The following is a 17686-nucleotide window of genomic DNA, read 5'->3' on the forward strand; positions in this document are numbered from 1 at the left end:
GGATGCGAGATGGTCAGGATCGCAGGTTTGCCTGGCGAATGCAATACGGGTCAGGCTTGCGGGGGCGTTTGTCCAGGCATGGGGATGAAAGCGCGCCACGGTTGCTCGGGGTGGGCCAATTCGGCCAGCCGTACGCCGTAGACGGCTTCCAGCCGTTCGCGCTGCATCATCTCGCGGTTGTCGCCGCAGCCAGCCGCGCGGCCGTCGTTCAGCAGCAGCACCCGGTCAGCGTGGCGCAGCGCCAGGTTGAGGTCGTGCACCACCGCCAGCGCGCCGATGCCCAGTTCACCGGCCAGTGCCCGGACCCGGGCCATCAGCGCGTCTGCCATCGCAAAATCCTGGGCCGCCGTGGGTTCGTCCAGCAGCAGATAGCGTTCGGGCCGGGGCGACAGCAGCAGCTGGCACAGCGCCCGCGCCAGTTGCAGCCTTTGCCGCTCTCCGCCGGAGAGGTGGGTCAGGTATCGATCGGCCAGGTCGGCGGCATCGCTGAGGCGCAGCGCCTCGGCCACGGCGGCGTCGACGCGTTGCCGTCCGGCTTCCGGGCGCAGGTAGGCGCCGGCGGCCACCAGCTCCGCCCCGCGCCAGCCGTCCGGCGTCACGGGGTGTTGTTCGACGACGGCGCGCCAGCCGGCCAGCTCCGCGCTGCGCATCCGCGCCAGCGGCTGTCCTGCGAGCAGAATGCTCCCTTGGTCCGGCTGCCACAGGCCGGACAGCAGCTTGAGCAGGCTGCTTTTCCCGGCGCCGTTGGGTCCCAGCACGGCTAGCAGCTCGCCGGGGCGCAGCGTCAGGTCTATATCGGCCAGCAAGATTCGGCCGCCTTTGCTCAGCGACAGGCCGCGGGCTTCAAGCATGGCGAGGTCCCTGGCGGCGAAGCAGCCATAGGAAGAACGGCGCGCCCAGCAGGCTGGTGATCACGCCGACCGGCAATTCCGCCGGCGCCAGCAGCGAGCGGGCCAGCCAGTCGGCGCTGACGGTCAGCCAGGCGCCCAGCAGCGGGGAGACGGCGAGCAGCCGGCGGGAGTCGCTGCCGAGCAGCTGGCGCGCCAGATGCGGCGCCATCAGACCGACGAAACCTATCATGCCGCAGCCGGATACCACCAGGCCGGCCGCGAGCGCGGCCAGCAGCACGATGCGCCATTCCTGCCCGCGCACGGAAAAGCCCAGATGGAAGGCAGCGCTTTCCCCTAGTTGCAAGGCGTTCAGGAAGCGCCAGTGGCTGAATAGCGCCAGCCAGACCAGAGGCGCGGACACGGCCAGCGCCAGGGCCAGCGGCCACTCGGCGCTGGCGAAGCTGCCCATCAGCCAGAAGGTCACTACGCGCAGAGAGCCGTCCGGCAGCATGGTGATCAGCAGGGTCAGCAGGCTGCCGAGCAGGGTACTGACCGCCAGCCCGCTGAGAATCAGCCGGTTGCCGTCCTTATCGTCGCCCAATAGCCGGGCCAGAAGCAGAGCGGCCAGGCCACCGGCGAAACCAGCCACCGCCACGCCGTACAGACTCGCGCCCAGGCTCAGGGCCAGGGCCGCGGCCAGAGCGGCACCGCTGTTGATGCCGATCAGGCCAGGCTCGGCCAGCGGGTTGCGGAAGCGGGCCTGCACCGCGCAGCCGGCGCTGGCCAGCAGCGCGCCGGCGGATGCGGCGGCCAGCAGCCGCGGCAGGCGCAGTTCCAGCAGCAGCTGCCATTCCAGAGCCGGCTGCGGATCCAGATCGAGCAGACTGGCGGGCCGCAATTGGCTGTGGTGCAGCAGGGATGCTAGAGCGGTGAGGCCGAGCAGGGGAAGCAAGATGAAGAGAAGAGAGCGGACGCGCATGGGCGGGAGAGGGAGGGGCTGAGCCCCACCGAATGTCAGCGCAGGCCGAGCACGTCCTGCATGTCGAACAGGCCGTGCGGTTTGTCGGACAGCCAGCGCGCGGCGCGCACCGCGCCGTTGGCGAAGGTGGCGCGGCTGGAGGCCTTGTGGCTGATTTCCACGCGTTCGCCCAGCGCGGCGAACAGCGCGGTGTGATCGCCGACGACGTCGCCGCCGCGCACGGTGGCGAAGCCTATCGCTTGCGGATCACGCTCGCCGGTCACGCCTTCCCGGCCGTAAACCGCGCATTGCTTCAGATCGCGGTCCAGCGCGTCGGCGATCACCTCTCCCATGCGCAGCGCGGTGCCGGACGGCGCGTCCACCTTGAAGCGGTGGTGGGCTTCGATGATTTCGATGTCGTAGCCTTCGTTCAGCACGCGGGCGGCCATGTCCAGCAGCTTGAAGGTGAGGTTGACGCCCACGCTGAAGTTGGACGCGAACACAATGCCGATCTTGTCCGCCGCGGCGCAGATGGCGGCCTTGCCGGCATCGTCGAAGCCGGTGGTGCCGATGACCATGCGCACGCCGCGCTCGGCGCAGGCCAGCATATGTTCCAGCGTGCCTTCGGGGCGGGTGAAATCTATCACCACGTCGGCGCCGTTCAGAGCGGAGATGAAGTCGGAGCTGATGGCGATGCCGCTGTTGCGGCCGCAGAACAGGCCGGCATCCTGGCCGATGAAGCCGGAGTCGGCGCGGTCTATCGCCGCATGCAGGCGGGCGCCCGGCGCATTCAGCACCGATTCGATCAGCACGCGGCCCATCCGGCCGGACGCTCCGACGATGACGATGTTCTGACTGCTCATGGTTTCTTGGTTTCCTGGGCGGGCGCCGACGCGTCCAGCTGCTTGGCCGGCGGTGCCGGCTGAGCATTGCCTTCGATGCGGTCCAGCGTGTCGCCCTTGAAATAGACGGTCAACAATTTATCGCTGGCGGGATCCACTTTGCCGCCTTTGACGTCGCTATACTTGTAGTCCCAGCGATCGGCATGGAAAGGGTCGGTCAGCAGCGAGGTGCCCAGCAGGAAGCGCACCTGGGCGCGGGTCATGCCGGGCTTGAGCTTGGCGACGGCGTCCTGGGTCACGTAATTGCCTTGCTGGACTTCCACGCGGTGGCTCCAGTCGAGCGGATTCATCGAACTGCAGCCGGCGACTGCGATGACGGCGGCGAAAATCAGGGCGCGCATGGTACTCCGATTGACTCAAACGTTTATGAGGCTGTAATTAGGCAAAGCCGTCAAAAGGCTTTATCATGATTCGAAAACCGAGACACTTTATATCACGATGAGCAAAGCCAGTCACCTCAAAGATATCGGCCTGAAAGCCACCGGACCGCGTCTGAAAATCCTCGATCTGTTCGAGCAGGGCGACGCCGGCCACATGTCCGCCGAAGACGTCTACCGCAAGCTGCTTGCGGAAAACATCGACATCGGACTCGCCACCATTTACCGCGTGCTGACCCAGTTCGAACAGGCCGGCATCCTGGTGCGCCACCATTTTGAAACCGGCAAGGCTGTGTACGAGCTGAACCAGGGTGGTCATCATGATCACATGGTCTGCGTCAGCTGCAACAAGGTGGTGGAGTTCTTCGATCCTGAGATCGAGGCGCTTCAGGACCGGATCGCAGAACAGCATGGTTTCCGCATCGTCGAGCATGCGCTGTACATGTATGGCGAGTGCCCGGACTGCCTGGGCAAGAGCGGCCGCCGCGGATGATTCCCTGGCTCGGTCCCGAGCCTGTCTTCCCGCCGGCGTCGCAGGCCCTCAGTCATCCCAACGGCCTGCTGGCGGCCGGCGGCGACCTGTCGTCGCGTCGCATTCTCACGGCCTATTCCGAGGGCATTTTTCCCTGGTTTTCCGAAGGCGAACCGATATTATGGTGGTCGCCCGCGCCCCGCATGGTGATGTTTCCCGATGAGCTCAAGGTCAGCCGTTCGCTGGCCAAAACGCTGCGCAATCTCGATTACGAGGTTCGCGTCGATGCCGCTTTCTTCGAAGTGATGCGCGCCTGCTCCGAGCCGCGGGCGGGGCAGGACGGCACCTGGATCGTCCCGGAAATGGTGGCTGCCTATTGCCGGCTGCATCAGCTGGGCTACGCCCACAGCTTTGAAACCTGGATGGATGGCGAGCTGGTCGGCGGGCTGTATGGCGTCTCCATCGGCCGCATGTTCTACGGCGAGTCGATGTTTTCGCGTCGGCGGGACGCGTCCAAGCTCGCCTTCGTCCACATGGTTCGGCACCTGCAAGCCCAGGGTGTGGCGATGATAGACTGCCAGATGCATACCGAGCACCTGGCCAGCCTCGGCGCGAGGCTGATACCGCGCGATGTTTTTCTTGCTACTCTGAAAGAGAGCATCCGGCATCCCCAGCCGGATCAGATGTGGGATTACCATTACCGCCATGAGTCATCGTGAAGCCGGCCAGGTCGCGGCCATCCATTTCTACGCCACTGCGCCATACCCGTGCAGTTATCTGTCCGGCCGGCAGGCGCGCTCCCAGGTGGCGATCCCGGCTGAGGCGATAGACAGCGGCGTCTACAGCCAGCTGGTCAGGCTGGGCTTTCGCCGCAGCGGCCTCTATACCTACCGTCCTTATTGCGATTCCTGCCAGGCCTGCATTCCGGTGCGACTGCCGGTGGATCAGTTCAGGCCCAGCCGCACCCAGCGGCGGGTGTGGCGGCGCGGCGCCGAGATGAGCGCGCGCTGGCTGCCGCTGGGCTTCGATGCCGAACATTACGCGTTGTACCGCTGGTATCAGCAGACTCGCCATGCCGGTGGCGGAATGTCGGACGACGATGCGCAGCAGTATTCCGAGTTCATTCTGAAAAGCGGAGTGGACAGCCATCTGGCCGAGTTTCGGCTGGATGGCCAACTGAAGATGGTGAGTCTGGTGGATAGGCTGGTGGACGGCTTGTCAGCCGTCTACACCTTTTACGATCCGGAGGACAGCCAATCCAGCCTGGGGGTCTACAATGTGCTGTGGCAGGTGGAGCAGGCGCGCCTGCTGGGGTTGAGCTACGTCTACCTGGGTTACTGGATCGCGGACTGCCGCAAGATGGCGTACAAGTCCGGCTATCGGCCGCTGCAGATGCTGTACGGCGGCCGCTGGCAGACGATGCCGGAAAGCTGAGCGAGTCTTTAGCCGCCGGTTTGACGGCTGGGTTGCGGGCTGCCCATTCCGAGATGGAAAAACATCGCGAGCACCCCTAGCGCGAATCCGGCGGAGGCGACGCCGTTCCAGCTCAGCATTTGCCAGCAGAATCCCCCTATGGCCGAACCCAGCGCGCCAGCCACAAATAGTCCGGTCATGTATACGGTGTTGATGCGGCTGCGTGCCGCGGGGTTCAGCGCGAAAATGATGGTCTGATGCGAGACCATGGCGACTTGCACGCCGGCGTCCAGAAGAATCACACCGGCGACCAGCCCCATCAGGTTCGGCGCCGCGCCGAACACCAGAAACGAGGCGACAACCAGCGCTATCCCCAGCTTGACGATGCCGTGTGGGCCGCGCGCGTCTGCAAGCTTGCCCGCTTGTGGCGCCAGCAGGACGCCGACCAGGCCGATGATGCCGAACAGGCCCGCTTCGCGGCTGCCCATATGGAACTCAGGCTGTTGCAACAACAGGACCAAGGTGCTCCAGAAGGCGCTGAAGGCGGCGAACAGCATGCCTTGGGTCAGGATGGCATAGCGTAACTCCCTTTCCTCGCGCGCCAGCTTGAACAAGGAGGCGAGCAGCGCCGGGTAGCCATGCCGCGCCGTCGGTTTGCTGCTCGGCAGGAAAGCCAGCAGCATCAAGCCCATGGCGATGGCCAGCGCCGCGCCCATCATGAACATCGCCCGCCAGCCCAGGTAGGCGCCGGCGAAGCCGCTCAGCGTGCGCGCCAGCAAAATGCCGCTTAGCAGGCCGCTCATCACGTGGCCGACCACCTTGCCGCGCTGCTCCGGTCCGGCAAGCTCTGCGGCGAAAGGAATGATTTGCTGGGCGATGGTTGCGGTGGCGCCGACCAGCACCGAGGCCAGCAACAGCAGCGGTGGCGTCGGGCTGGCGGCCATGCAGGCGAGAGAGGCGATCAGCGCCAGCGTCTGCGCCAGGATCAGCCGCTTGCGATCCATGACGTCCCCGAGCGGAACCAGCAAAATCAGGCCGAAGGCGAATCCCAATTGTGTCAGGGCCGGTATCAGGCCGATCAGCGGGGACTCTCCCCATTCGCGCTGCAGCAAGCCCAGCAGGGGCTGGTTGTAATAGATGTTGGCGATGGAAAAGCCGCAGGCGACGGCCATGACCAATATCAGCCTGAAGGGGAGTGCCTTGCTCATTTTGTTCTCGTGATTGCCGGGTGCGTGAAGGCCGGGATGCGCCCGGCCTGCCGGCGCGGGCGCATCCCGACCAGTTGCCCGCCGATGGCGGGAGGTCTGGCTTAGCGCGGAGTGGCGACTTCCTGTTGGATGCGGTTCACCACATTGATTCCCATCGCGGTCCAGAAGTCCGAGCGGTCCGCATCTGCGAAGCGCTGCTCGTCGCGTTCAATGGCCTGATAGTCTTCGCTCAGCATGTAGTCTTCCAGATCGTTCAGGCTGGAGAAGGCCATCAAGGTCACGCCGTCTATCTTGCTGCTGGCAGGGTGCCAGAACGGCTGGCCTTCCTGCTCCGGCCCGATCGCGTGCAGCTGGACGTAGCGGCGGACGTAACGCGCGGTGGCGGATTTGGTGCGAACCAGATCGGCGTGCTCGGCCAGCCATGGATGCTGGAATTCCTGGCGGCTCAGGCCGGCGCGGCGCTGGTGGGTTTTGACCAGCAGGATCGGATCTCGCTGAGTCGCGCTGGGAATGATGATGTGCTGTCGGGACAAGACCGGGGCCAATTCGCGGAAGATGGCCTTGTCTTCCGGAATGATGGTGGCGGCGAGGCTGGGTTGGGAGAAGACGGCGCCCATGTCGTCGGTGCTTTTGAAGCCCAGGTAGGCGATGCCGTCCCAGTCTGGGCGATGGTATGCCGGCACGTGGTCCACCACTGTGTGGAACAGCTCGCCGTCATTGTCGACCGGCGGAAGATACGGTAGCGGGCTGCCCTTGCTTGGGCCGAAGGCGAGACGGTGCACTTGATCGTAGCGGACCATGCGTTGGATGCCGCCATCCTGCGGTTTTTGAGCATACAGGAAGCGCGGGCCATGCACTTTCCGCCAATACTCGCCCCATTTCTCAAACGACACATTCACCGGGCTGTCGAAGGCCGGTCGTTGATCGCGGCTGGCCGGATCCTGGATGGATTGGCCATCGCGGTCGATCAGGAAGCCAGGGTCGCGACGGCGCTCGCTTAGCGGCGAGTTGTCCGCCCGGGCGAGCAGGGTGCACAGGACGATCAGCGGATCGCTTGCTGTCTGCAGGTCTTGCAGGTGCGGCGGACGGTAGTCGAATTCGTTGCGGGGCAGCTTCATGTTAGATCCTTGCGTGTTGGAGAAGGCTCGAGGCTTCATTCCTTCGGCCTGGACCGCTTGCGAAGCGAAGGGTGCCAGCGCTGCATACAGCAGGCTGTGTTCCAGAAACGCGCGTCGCGACAGGGTCATGCGCCATCCCTCCTGCTGGCCATCGAGCGGGGCCTGCCGAATGAAATGGGGCTGTCATGCCAAAGGATGTTTTCATCCCGGTCTTTATGACCTTCAAATATGATCGCATGCGAGTAATAACTATAGAAATAGTATTTGGATATTGATTGGATGCTCATGATTTGCCTATTAAATTGACATGCCTGCTTGCAGTGGCCGGGTGCTCTCGGTTCAGGTGCGATGTTTTTTATCTTATTGAAAAGCAAAACAATTTATTTCTGTGATGTTCTAGTTAAATTGTTTCATTCTGACTATTTTACTGAGTCGAATATACCATAATGAATAATTATGCTTGATGGATATTTATTACTAATGTAAATTCCGCCGCGGTGAATGGCTTTGTCACTTATCCGCGGGAGCAGATCATGGTGGTGAGACGTCGTACTTTTGAGCGCACGAAGTTTGATGGCAATTCATTGATAAAAAAGGAAATTGTCATTGCTGGCGCGGGGTTGGTGGGGCTGGTTCTGGCTCTTGATCTGGCTAGGCGGGGCGTGCGCACGCTGGTGATCGATCAGGATGACAAGGTTTCTGATGGATCGCGTGCGATTGTTTTTGCTAAACGCAGCTTGGAAATACTGGGACGGCTGGGTTTGGGCGAGCAACTGTTGGAAAAAGGCATCAGCTGGCATCTGGGCAAGGTGTTGCATGGGGATCGGCAGTTGTTCGAGTTCAATTATCTGCCGGAGCCGGGGCATCAGTACCCGGCCTTCATCAATCTTCAACAGTACTATCTGGAGGAGTGGCTGATCGAAGCCTGCCTGGAATCCGGCCTGGTCGAATTCCGCTGGGGGCATCGCGTTGCAGGCGTTCAGCGCGAGCCGCGCCGCGCCATTGTCGATGTCGCAACCGACCAGGGCGGCTATCAGATCCATTGCGACTGGCTGGTGGCGTGCGATGGTGTCCGATCCTTTGTGCGCCAGGCGCTACAGCTGCCTTTCGAGGGACGGACGTTCAATGACCGCTTCCTGATCGCCGATGTGCGCATGCCTGCCGCTTTGCCTGCGGAGCGCCGCTTTTGGTTCTCGCCATCCTTCCATGAGGGGCAGTCAGTCCTGATCCACAAACAGCCTGATGATGTCTGGCGCGTCGATTTCCAGCTGGGGCCGGATGCAGACCCAGTGCTGGAGCGCGAGCCGGAGCGCGTGGCGGCCAGGCTGCGCAGGATGTTCGGCGACGGTATCGATTTCAAACTTGAATGGGTCAGCGTCTATACCTTCCGTTGCCGCCGGCTGGCTCGCTTCGTGCATGGACCGGTGGTGTTCGCCGGAGACAGCGCGCATGAGGTTAGCCCTTTCGGCGGCCGCGGCGGAAATGGCGGCATTCAGGACGCTGACAACTTGGGTTGGAAACTGGCTGAAATCATTGCAGGACGGGCGGGGCCGGCTTTGCTGGACAGTTACGGCGAGGAGCGTGGTCTGGCGGCTGACGAGAATATTCTCAACTCCAGCCGCAGCGCTGACTTCATTACGCCGCGTTCGGAGCGCGCCAGGCTGCTCAAGGAGGCGGTGCTGCTGTTGTCTGCCGAGCATGAGGCCATCCGCCCCATGGTCAATTCCGGACGGTTGTCGCGGCCGGCGTCGCTGGCGGGTTGCTGCTTGCTGCAGCCTGCCGGACATCGGGAAGGACCGGGGCCGGGCGATGCCGCTCTGGACGCGCCGGTGTTGCTGGCGGGCCAACCCGCCTGGCTGCTGGAGCGCATCGGCAACCGCTTCACTTTGCTGTATTTCGTCGATGGCGAGTCTGACGTGGATGCCGCGTGGCATTTCTGCCGCCTGCACGGCGCGGCGCTGTTGACGGTGGGCCGTTCGGGAAGCGAAGGCGGCGATGGCCGCATTCATGTTGTCGATGACGCCGGATTGGCCCATGAGCGCTACCGAGCGGCGCAACGCCGCGTTTATCTGATCCGCCCCGACCAGCATATCTGCTATGCCGCCGACCTGCTTGACACGGTCGAGCTGGCCGCGGCTCTGCGGCTGGCTTTGGGCCACTCCGTTTCCTCCACTTTCGAAAGGCGCGCCTGATGTCCGGCAATTTGCAAGCCCATATGCAGCCGTCTGCCGACGAGCTGTTTTCCATGCTGCTGGAGGCCGGGCAGGACTTGCCGGACGAGCAGGCCAGGCTGGTCGATGCGCAGTTGCTGGTATTGCTGGCCAGCCGGGTCAACGACAGGGCGGCAATCGCCGATGCGATCGCAACCGCCAGGCGGTTGGCGCAGCGATCCGACTAGCGAGCAACCATAAAAGATGGAGATGCTTCATGGAAATTGGCAATGGTTTTAGCGGCGCAGACCGCTATGAAATCGGAATTTCCCGCCCGGGCGGCCGCATTATGTTGTCGGGAACGCAAGCCATCGTGCGGATGATGCTGGCTCAGGCCGCGGCGGATCGCGAGGCGGGCCTGAATACCGCGGGTTTCGCCAGCGGCTACCGGGGTTCGCCCTTAGGCGCGGTGGACATGGAGATGTGGAAGGCGAAGAGGGTTCTCGAGCAGGCGGCAATCCGTTTTTTGCCGGCGATCAACGAGGAATTGGCGGCGACCGCCGTGCTCGGCACGCAACGGGTGGGCAGTGATGCCGACCGCAAGGTGGATGGCGTGTTTGGCCTCTGGTATGGCAAGGGGCCTGGAGTGGATCGCGCCGGCGACGCGTTGCATCATGGCAATGCCTATGGCTCATCCGAGATGGGAGGCGTGCTGGTCATCGTCGGCGACGACCACGGCTGCGTGTCGTCATCGATGTCCCATCAGTCGGATCAGACCTTGATCGCCTGGGGCATGCCGGTCATCCATCCGGCCTCGGTCGCCGATTACGAAGCATACGGTTTGTGGGGCTGGGCGGCGTCGCGGCATTCCGGCTTGTGGATCGGATTCAAGGCTATCAGCGAAACGGTGGAAAGCTCGGTTTCTTGCCACTCCGTCGAGCGCCGCTCTTTCACGCTGCCGCCAGTGGATCCGGGCAATGACGGCCTGCACTGGCGCTGGCCTGATCTGCCGGGGCCGCAGATGGAACAGCGGATGGCGTTCAAGCTGGAGGCGTTTGCCGCCTTCGCCCGCGCCAATCCGCTGGATAAGCTTACCTTTGGCCAGGCTGCGCCGCGCTTGCTGATCGCGGCGATCGGCAAGGCGCATGGCGATGTGATGGAAGCTTTGCGTCAGTTGGGGCCGAGCGAAGCCGAGCTGGAATCGTCTGGCATCGCCCTGCTGCAGGTCGGGCTGGTGTGGCCTTTGTCCCCGTTGCTGGCTGAGATGGCGGAGACGGCGGAAGCGGTGCTGGTGGTCGAGGAGAAGGCCGCTGTAGCGGAGGCGCTGCTGAAGCAGCATCTGTACAACGTGCCGGAAGAGCGACGGCCCGTAGTCATCGGCAAGGAGGATGAAGAGGGCCGGCCTTTGCTGCCGGTGGCGGAAGAGCTGCGCCCGTCCCGCTTGGCGCCGTTGCTGCTGGAGCGCCTGCAGGCGCTGGGCATCAGCGCCGGCCTGCCTGTCTGCTGGCGGCAGCCTGCTCTGGAGCATCCCGCCGGTTTGCTGAAGCGGACGCCATATTTTTGTTCCGGTTGCCCGCATAACCTGTCGACATTGGTGCCCGAGGGCAGCCGGGCGCAGCTGGGAATCGGCTGCCATGCGATGGCGGCTCGGATTCCAGAGCGCAATACCAGCGGCAGCGTGCAGATGGGGGGCGAGGGCGTGGACTGGCTCGGCTCCGAAAGCTTTGTCGGCACCGGCCATATCTTCCAGAACATGGGGGATGGCACTTTCTTCCATTCTGGGCATCTGGCGATCCGCCAGGCGGTGGCTGCCGGCAGCAACATCACTTACAAGCTGCTTTACAACGATGCGGTGGCGATGACCGGGGGGCAGCCTATCGACGGCAAGCTGACGGTGCCGCAAATCGTCAGGCTGGCGCTGGCGGAGCGGGTGGCGAGAGTGGTGGTGGTGGCCGACGATCCCGGACGATATGTCGGCGACAATGCCTTGCCTGGCGACACCCGCGTCTATCATCGCGACCGCATGGACGAGGTGCAGCGTGAGCTGAGGGAGCTTAACGGAGTTTCGCTGTTGATCTACGACCAAGTCTGCGCGACCGAGGCCAGGCGGCGCCGCAAGCGCAAGCAGGCGCCGGCGCTGAACCGCAGCGTGGTCATCAACGAACAGGTCTGCGAGGGGTGCGGCGATTGCCAGAAAGCCTCCAACTGCCTGTCGGTTGTGCCGCTGAAGACGGATCATGGCGTCAAGCGGCGCATCGATCAGAATTCCTGCAATACCGACCTGTCGTGCTTGAAGGGATTCTGCCCCAGCTTTGTGACGCTGAAGGGGCGGCCCCGCGCCAAGCGGGCCGACGCGGCGTTGCAACAGGCCGTCGGACAGGCCGCCGCGCGCTTGCCGGAGCCGGGAACAGTGCTTGGCGCCGAACCGTACGAAATACTGCTGACTGGTGTCGGCGGCACCGGCGTGGTGACGGTGTCGTCCATCGTGGCGATCGCCGCGCATCTGCAGCAGGCCGCGGTCTCGGTGCTCGACTTCACCGGCTTCGCTCAGAAAGGCGGTTCGGTGCTGAGCCACATCCGCCTGGCGCGCGATCGCGCGCAGCTGCATCAGAACCGCATAGACCGGGGCGGCGCCGATGCCCTGATCGCCGCCGACCTGGTGGTGGCCACGGAGCGCGAGGCGCTGGATTGCATCCGCGCCGGGCGGACGCGCATCGCCGCCAACCTGCATGAAACTCAGGTTGGGCTGATGCTGCGCGATCCGACGCTGCAGGTCGACAGCGGCGGCATGCTCGCTCTGCTGGAGCGGCGCAGCGGCATCGAGGCGTTGGCGATGGATGCCAAGGCGCTGGCGGAGCGTTTCGCCACTCCGCTCCAGGCCAATGTCTTGTTGCTGGGTTTCGCTTGGCAGGCCGGTCTGGTGCCGTTGCGGCTGGACGCCGTGCGGCAGGCGATACGGCAGCAGGGCGGCAACGGCGACGACAATCTGGCTGCCTTCGATTGCGGTCGCCTGGCGGCCGGCGATCCGGAAACGCTGCGGCAACTGGACGGCGGAGAACGGGCGGAGGATGAGACCGATGATTACGAGCGGCTGAAGCTGAACCGAACCCGCTTGCTGGCGGAGTACCAGAACCCTGATTACGCGGCCCTCTATCTGCGGCGGCTGGGCAAGGTGGAGCAGGCCACCCGCGACTGGCAGGGCGAGGACGCCGTCCAGGCCGAGGCGTTGCGGATCGCCGTCGCGCGCAATCTCTACAAGCTGATGGCCTGCAAGGACGAGTACGAGGTGGCGCGGCAGTTGAGCGATCGCGGCTTTCTGCAGCGATTGGCCGAGGAGCATGGCAGCCTCGATGGCTTGCGCTTCCATCTGGCGCCGGACGTATTCAACTTCTGGCGCAAGCAGCCGCGCAAGGTGGCTGTCGGCCGCTGGATTCTGCCGCTGATGCGCGGATTGGCCCGTCTGCGCTTCCTGCGGGGCTCCGCGTTCGATCCTTTCGCCGGCCAGGAAGACCGCCGGGCGGAGCGGCTGCTGCTGGCCGATTACGAGACCTTGCTGGACACCCTCTGCGCCGGCCTTGAGCGCGGCAAGCTGGCTATTGCCGTGGAGCTGGCCAGGCTGCCGGAATCCGTGCGCGGTTACGGCCACGTCAAGCTGGCCTCGATCCCGGCGATGGGCAAAAGAAAGGCCGAATTGCTGCTGGCCTTCTCGGAGCCGTCGACCGGACAGGCCCAGCCTGCGCAGGCCCGGTACCGGCATATCCCGATCGTGGCCAGATAACACGGCGGTTGCCGCGTTCCGGCCATGGAGTTGAACGATGTTTGATCACAGAGAAGGCAAGCGACGATGACGACGGTTCAGGCCTCTTTTTCCGCTACGGGCACGCCGCGGCGGGATTCCGCGGTATGGCAGGCCATAGAGTGGCTGGTCGATAGCGGCAGTTTTTACCAGCTGGACGCGCTGAGCGAGCATGATTGCCAGCATTTCGGCACCGCCGGCCGCAAGGTGCCCGGCGATGGCCTGGTGACCGGACATGGCCGGATCGACGGCCGGCCTGTGCTGGTGTACGCGCATGACCGCGATTTTCTCGGCGGCAGCTCCAGCCGGGTGCATGCGGTGCGGATAGGCAAGCTGCTGGACATGGCGCTGCAGCTCGGCCTGCCGGTGATAGGCCTCAACGATTCCTCCGGCATACGGATACACGAAGGAGTCGATGCCGGCGCGCAGTTCAGCGAAGTGTTCCACAAAACGGTCAAGGCCTCCGGCGTGGTGCCGCAGATCTCGGTGATATTGGGGGACTGCGCCGGCGGCGCGGCCTACGCGCCGGCCCTGACCGACTTCATCGTCATGGCGGGAGCGGAGTCGACGATGTTCCTGACCGGGCCGTCGGTGATCCGTTCGGCGACAGGCGAAAGCGTCACCAAGGAGGAGATCGGCGGCGCGCAGCTGCATGCTGAAGTGACCGGCTTGGCCCATTTCAATTGCGATGGGCGCGAGCAAGCGGTGGCGTTGGTGCGGGAGCTGCTCGGCTATCTGCCGCAGAACAACGCCAGTCCGGCGCCGCGCGTCGATCGCGGCGACACCGGTCCCAGGCGCACCCCGCGCCTGGAGCAGCTGATTCCGGCTAATCAGAACGAACCCTACGATGTGCTGGATGTCGTCGCCGAAATCGCCGACAACAACGAATTCCTCGAAGTCCAGGCCGAGTACGCTCCCAATCTGGCGACCGGCTTCGCCCGTTTCGGCGGGCGTACTGTCGGCGTGCTGGCCAGCCAGCCGCTGCAGCGGGCGGGCTGCCTGGATGTCGACTCCTCGCTGAAGGGCGCGCGCTTCGTGCGCTTGTGCGACAGCTTCGATATCCCGCTGTTGACGCTGCTGGACGTGCCCGGCTACTTGCCCGGCCGCGAACAGGAGACGCGCGGTATCATCGGCGCCGGGGCCAAACTGCTGCATGCCTATTGCGAGGCCAGCGTGCCCAAGCTGGCCATCGTGCTGCGCAAGGCTTACGGCGGCGCTTATCCGACGCTGGCCAATTGGTCCGCGACCGACTTCACCTTCGCATTGGAGCGGGCGGAAATCGCCGTGATGGGGCCGGAGGGTGCGGTCGACATCATTTTCCGCAGAGAGCTGGCCGCGGCCGCGGATCCTGTGGCGTTGAGAGAGAAGCTGCTGGACGACTACCGCGCGGCGCATGCCAATGCGTCGTATTCCGCCAAGAAAGGCTATGTGGATGGGCTGCTGGCAGGCGCCGATGTGCGCAACGCCGTGCTGTCCCATCTGCAGCTGCTGGCGGACAAGGTGAGCGGCACCCCGGCTCGCCGTCATTCCAACATCCCGCTTTAGAAAGGTCTGTTTCCCATGAAGATTCCCCGCTCCAAGGAAGACGATTACAGCCAGGAAATCATCGCGCAACGCCACGGCTGGCTGGAGACGTTCACCGGGCAGCATTTTCCGTATTTGCAGGGAAGGCCCTACGAGCCGGGCTCGGTGCTGGGCACTTGCGAGAACTATGTCGGAACCGTCGGCGTGCCGGTCGGCCTGGCCGGGCCGCTCGCCATTCACGGCAGCCGGGCTCAGGGCGAGTTCGTGGTGCCGATGGCGACGACGGAAGGCGCGCTGGTGGCGTCATTCTCGCGCGGCATGAGCATCATCACTGAAAGCGGCGGCTGCCATGTGCTGAGCCCGGGCAATGTCCTGCCGGGCGAGACCGGGCAGCCGTACCGCGTGCTTGGCGACGCCTTGACCAAAGTTTCCGCTGTGGTGCTGCGGGACGCGGCCGAAGCCGGTCGTTTCGACGGCTGGTTGCGCGAACATTTGCCGCAGATTGTCGCCGCAGCCAATGCCACCAGCCGATTCGCCAAGCTGTTGGAAGTCAGCCCGCTGTTCCATGGCGATCTGGTCGGCCTCGCTTTCACCTACTCCACCGATCAGGCGATGGGGCTGAACATGGCGACCAAGGCCAATGAGGCGGCTTGCCGCTATATCCTCGCCCACAGCGGCGGTCTGGCCATCGACTATTTCAATACGCTGGGAGGGGACAAGCGTTTTGTGCCGGACCAAGCCAAGGGACGTTATGTGTCGGCCAGCGTCAGAATCCCGGCCCAACTGCTGCAACAACGGCTGCGCACCACGGCGCACCGGATGCGGAGATTTCTCGGGGCTTGCAATATCCTGCTGGCACAGCGCGGGGCCACGGCGCCCAACATCCACATCGCCAATGCGCTGACCGCGATGTTCATCGCTTGCGGACAGGACCCGGCTTTCGTCACGGTGTCGTTCAAGAATGCCAGTACCACGTTCGAGCCGCAGAGCAACGGCGATCTGCTCGCCTCTGTGACGCTGCCGAACCTGTTGTTGGGTACGGTTGGCGGCGGCGTCAAGCTGCCGGGACAGCAGGAATGCCTGCGGATGCTGGGCTGCGAGGGCGATGTGATCAAGCTGGCCGAGATCATCGCCGCCGTCGCGCTGGCCGGCGAGGTGTCGGTGGCAGGCGCCGTGACGGCGGGCGAGTTCACCCACGCGCATACCGTGCTGGGACGCGGGCTGCACGGCGAAACTGCGGAGCGCAAGGCATGATACGGCGGCTTTTGCTCTGTTGCCGCGGCGAAATCGCGCTGCGTTTCATCCGCACCTGCCGGCTGATGGGCGTAGAAACCGTGGTGGCCTATCCGGCGGAGGATGACGGCCATCCATACGTTTTGGCCGCCGATCAGCGGTTCCCCATTGAGGCGGCCAGCGCCGGCAGCGCGATGGCCGAGGTATTGCAGGTTGCCCGGTTGTCGCAGGCGGATGCGATCGCGCCGGGTTATGGTCCTTTGGCAGAAAACGCCGAATTCGCCGCCGCTTGCGCCGAGGCCGGTTTTATTTTCGTCGGGCCGAGGCCCGAGGCCATCCAGCAGTCCGGCGACAAGCTGCGCGCCCGAGAGGCGGCTCGGCTGGCCGGCGTGCCGGTGATTCCCGGCGGCCATCCCGGAGACGGGCTGGGGCAATCGCTGGGCCTGGCGCGGGAAATCGGTTTTCCAGTGCTGATCAAGGCGGTGATGGGGGGCGGCGGCCGAGGCATACGGGTGGTGGAAACGGCGGAGGCTTTCGCCGGCGCGCTGGACGAGGTGAAGAGCGAGGCGCTGTCCGCGTTCGGCTGCGGCGATGTCTATCTCGAGCGCTTTCTCGGCACCGCCATCCGCCATATCGAGGTGCAGGTGCTGGGCGACAAGCACGGCACTGTGCTGCATCTGGGCGATCGCGCTTGCAGCGTTCAGCGCCGCAGGCAAAAACTGGTGGAGGAAGCGCCTGCGCCCGGACTGGACGCGGCGCTGAGGAGCGAATTGCGGCTGGCGGCGCTGGCGATCGCGCGGCAGCTGGGCTACGACAGCGCCGGCACGGTTGAATTCCTGGTCGCCGACGACGGGCGCTTCTACTTCATCGAAATGAACGCGCGCATCCAGGTCGAACACCCGGTGACGGAGGCGATCACCGGAATCGATCTGGTCGAGCAGATGATCCATGTCGCCGGCGGTGGTCGCTTGTCGCTGCGCCAGGACGACATCGAGTTTCGCGGCCATGCGGTCGAGTTCCGGCTGTGCGCCGAAGATCCGCGCAATCATTTCTTCCCGGCGGCCGGCAGGGTCGCCAGCTATGCCGTGCCTGAGGGCGAGGGCGTGAGGCTGGACTCGGGCGTGGCCAGCGGAATCGCGCAGTCGCCGCGATTCGACAGCCTGTGCGCCAAGCTCATCGTCCATCAGTCCAGCCGTGAGCGCGCGCTGGCTCGGGCATCGCATGCGCTTGGCGAGTTCCGCCTGTTCGGTTTTCCTACCAATCTCCCGTTCCATCGCTGGCTGCTGGAGCAAGCCCAGTTTCGCAATGGCAGCTACGACTTGTCGTTGCTGGAGGGGTTCGAACTGCCTTCGGAGCAGCTGCATGCCGTCGATCGGAGGGCGGTGTTTGCTGCCGCGTTGGCGACGGCGCTGGCTGGCGCGGCCGAGCGCAAGCCGGAGGGCTCGGCCGCGGTGTCGGGGTGGAAACTGCGCAACGATCCGCTGCTGGCGGCCGGCGCGCGAGGCTAGGAGAGGATTGGATGAGCGATAGAGCGGATATGGGGGGCGGTGTGACGCTGCGGCTGAACGCTGCATTGCCGGGTGGTTGGCAAGGGGGCGTTGAGTTGCGTGGGGATGCCGGGACAGGATTTCGGATGAATGCGGAGGGACTTCTGCCTGCCGACGGCGAACTATTATATTTCGATGTCGACTCGTTCCGGCAGGGG

At 64.4% G+C, this 17686-nt stretch carries 14 protein-coding genes and 1 pseudogene; 9 read left to right on the plus strand and 6 right to left on the minus strand.

Going from position 1 to position 17686, the window contains the following annotated elements; all coding sequences use genetic code 11:
• Positions 1 to 50: 50 nt before the first annotated feature.
• From VA599_RS12160 to VA599_RS12175, 4 genes and pseudogenes are all read right to left on the minus strand, one after another.
• Positions 51 to 803 (minus strand): annotated as a pseudogene (locus VA599_RS12160) (ABC transporter ATP-binding protein); the annotation flags it as partial.
• 40 nt (positions 804 to 843) lie between these two features.
• Positions 844 to 1782 (minus strand): FecCD family ABC transporter permease, encoded by a 939-nt coding sequence (locus VA599_RS12165; protein ID WP_346788763.1) that lies wholly within the window; start codon positions 1780 to 1782, stop codon positions 844 to 846.
• A gap of 62 nt (positions 1783 to 1844) precedes the next feature.
• Positions 1845 to 2651: a 4-hydroxy-tetrahydrodipicolinate reductase gene (gene dapB, locus VA599_RS12170; protein ID WP_346788764.1), complete on the minus strand. Its 807-nt coding sequence runs from the start codon at positions 2649 to 2651 to the stop codon at positions 1845 to 1847.
• Positions 2648 to 3031 (minus strand): outer membrane protein assembly factor BamE, encoded by a 384-nt coding sequence (locus VA599_RS12175; RefSeq protein WP_021476285.1) that lies wholly within the window; start codon positions 3029 to 3031, stop codon positions 2648 to 2650. Before VA599_RS12175 ends, dapB begins: the two co-directional genes overlap by 4 nt.
• A gap of 97 nt (positions 3032 to 3128) precedes the next feature.
• On the opposite strand from VA599_RS12175, the gene fur reads away from it, so the two are divergent.
• The 3 genes from fur to VA599_RS12190 are packed head-to-tail and all read left to right on the plus strand — an operon-like array spanning position 3129 to position 4973.
• The gene (gene fur, locus VA599_RS12180) at positions 3129 to 3560 is read left to right on the plus strand and encodes a ferric iron uptake transcriptional regulator (RefSeq protein WP_021476286.1); all 432 of its coding nucleotides are present in this window, start codon (positions 3129 to 3131) and stop codon (positions 3558 to 3560) included.
• On the plus strand, positions 3557 to 4258 hold the full coding sequence (gene aat / locus VA599_RS12185; RefSeq protein WP_021476287.1) for a leucyl/phenylalanyl-tRNA--protein transferase: 702 nt from the start codon (positions 3557 to 3559) through the stop codon (positions 4256 to 4258). The genes fur and aat overlap by 4 nt, the downstream gene beginning before the upstream one ends.
• A complete protein-coding gene (locus VA599_RS12190) occupies positions 4245 to 4973 on the plus strand; it encodes an arginyltransferase (protein ID WP_021476288.1) in 729 nt (242 codons plus the stop codon). Before aat ends, VA599_RS12190 begins: the two co-directional genes overlap by 14 nt.
• A gap of 8 nt (positions 4974 to 4981) precedes the next feature.
• Here the strand turns inward: VA599_RS12190 and VA599_RS12195 are convergent, their stop codons facing one another.
• The gene (locus VA599_RS12195) at positions 4982 to 6160 is read right to left on the minus strand and encodes an MFS transporter (protein WP_234004347.1); all 1179 of its coding nucleotides are present in this window, start codon (positions 6158 to 6160) and stop codon (positions 4982 to 4984) included.
• A gap of 101 nt (positions 6161 to 6261) precedes the next feature.
• Positions 6262 to 7278, minus strand: coding sequence for an EthD domain-containing protein (locus VA599_RS12200; protein WP_021476290.1), 1017 nt, complete (start codon positions 7276 to 7278; stop codon positions 6262 to 6264).
• Positions 7279 to 7811: 533 nt separating this feature from the next.
• On the opposite strand from VA599_RS12200, the gene VA599_RS12205 reads away from it, so the two are divergent.
• From VA599_RS12205 to VA599_RS12230, 6 genes are all read left to right on the plus strand, one after another.
• Complete coding sequence (locus VA599_RS12205) at positions 7812 to 9470, plus strand: FAD-dependent monooxygenase (protein WP_346788765.1); 1659 nt, start codon at positions 7812 to 7814, stop codon at positions 9468 to 9470.
• A complete protein-coding gene (locus tag VA599_RS12210; protein ID WP_021476292.1) occupies positions 9470 to 9676 on the plus strand; it encodes a DUF2783 domain-containing protein in 207 nt (68 codons plus the stop codon). Before VA599_RS12205 ends, VA599_RS12210 begins: the two co-directional genes overlap by 1 nt.
• A 29-nt stretch (positions 9677 to 9705) precedes the next feature.
• Entirely contained in the window at positions 9706 to 13206 is a 3501-nt protein-coding gene (locus VA599_RS12215; RefSeq protein WP_346788766.1) for an indolepyruvate ferredoxin oxidoreductase family protein, read from the plus strand.
• Positions 13207 to 13272: 66 nt separating this feature from the next.
• Complete coding sequence (locus VA599_RS12220; RefSeq protein WP_021476294.1) at positions 13273 to 14769, plus strand: acyl-CoA carboxylase subunit beta; 1497 nt, start codon at positions 13273 to 13275, stop codon at positions 14767 to 14769.
• Between the two features lie 15 nt (positions 14770 to 14784).
• Positions 14785 to 16002, plus strand: a complete 1218-nt coding sequence (locus VA599_RS12225) for a hydroxymethylglutaryl-CoA reductase (RefSeq protein ID WP_021476295.1) — start codon at positions 14785 to 14787, stop codon at positions 16000 to 16002.
• Positions 15999 to 17489 (plus strand): acetyl-CoA carboxylase biotin carboxylase subunit, encoded by a 1491-nt coding sequence (locus VA599_RS12230; protein ID WP_021476296.1) that lies wholly within the window; start codon positions 15999 to 16001, stop codon positions 17487 to 17489. Before VA599_RS12225 ends, VA599_RS12230 begins: the two co-directional genes overlap by 4 nt.
• The last annotated feature ends 197 nt before the right edge of the window (positions 17490 to 17686 follow it).

The organism is Chromobacterium indicum (assembly GCF_039708975.1).
GTDB lineage: Bacteria > Pseudomonadota > Gammaproteobacteria > Burkholderiales > Chromobacteriaceae > Chromobacterium > Chromobacterium piscinae.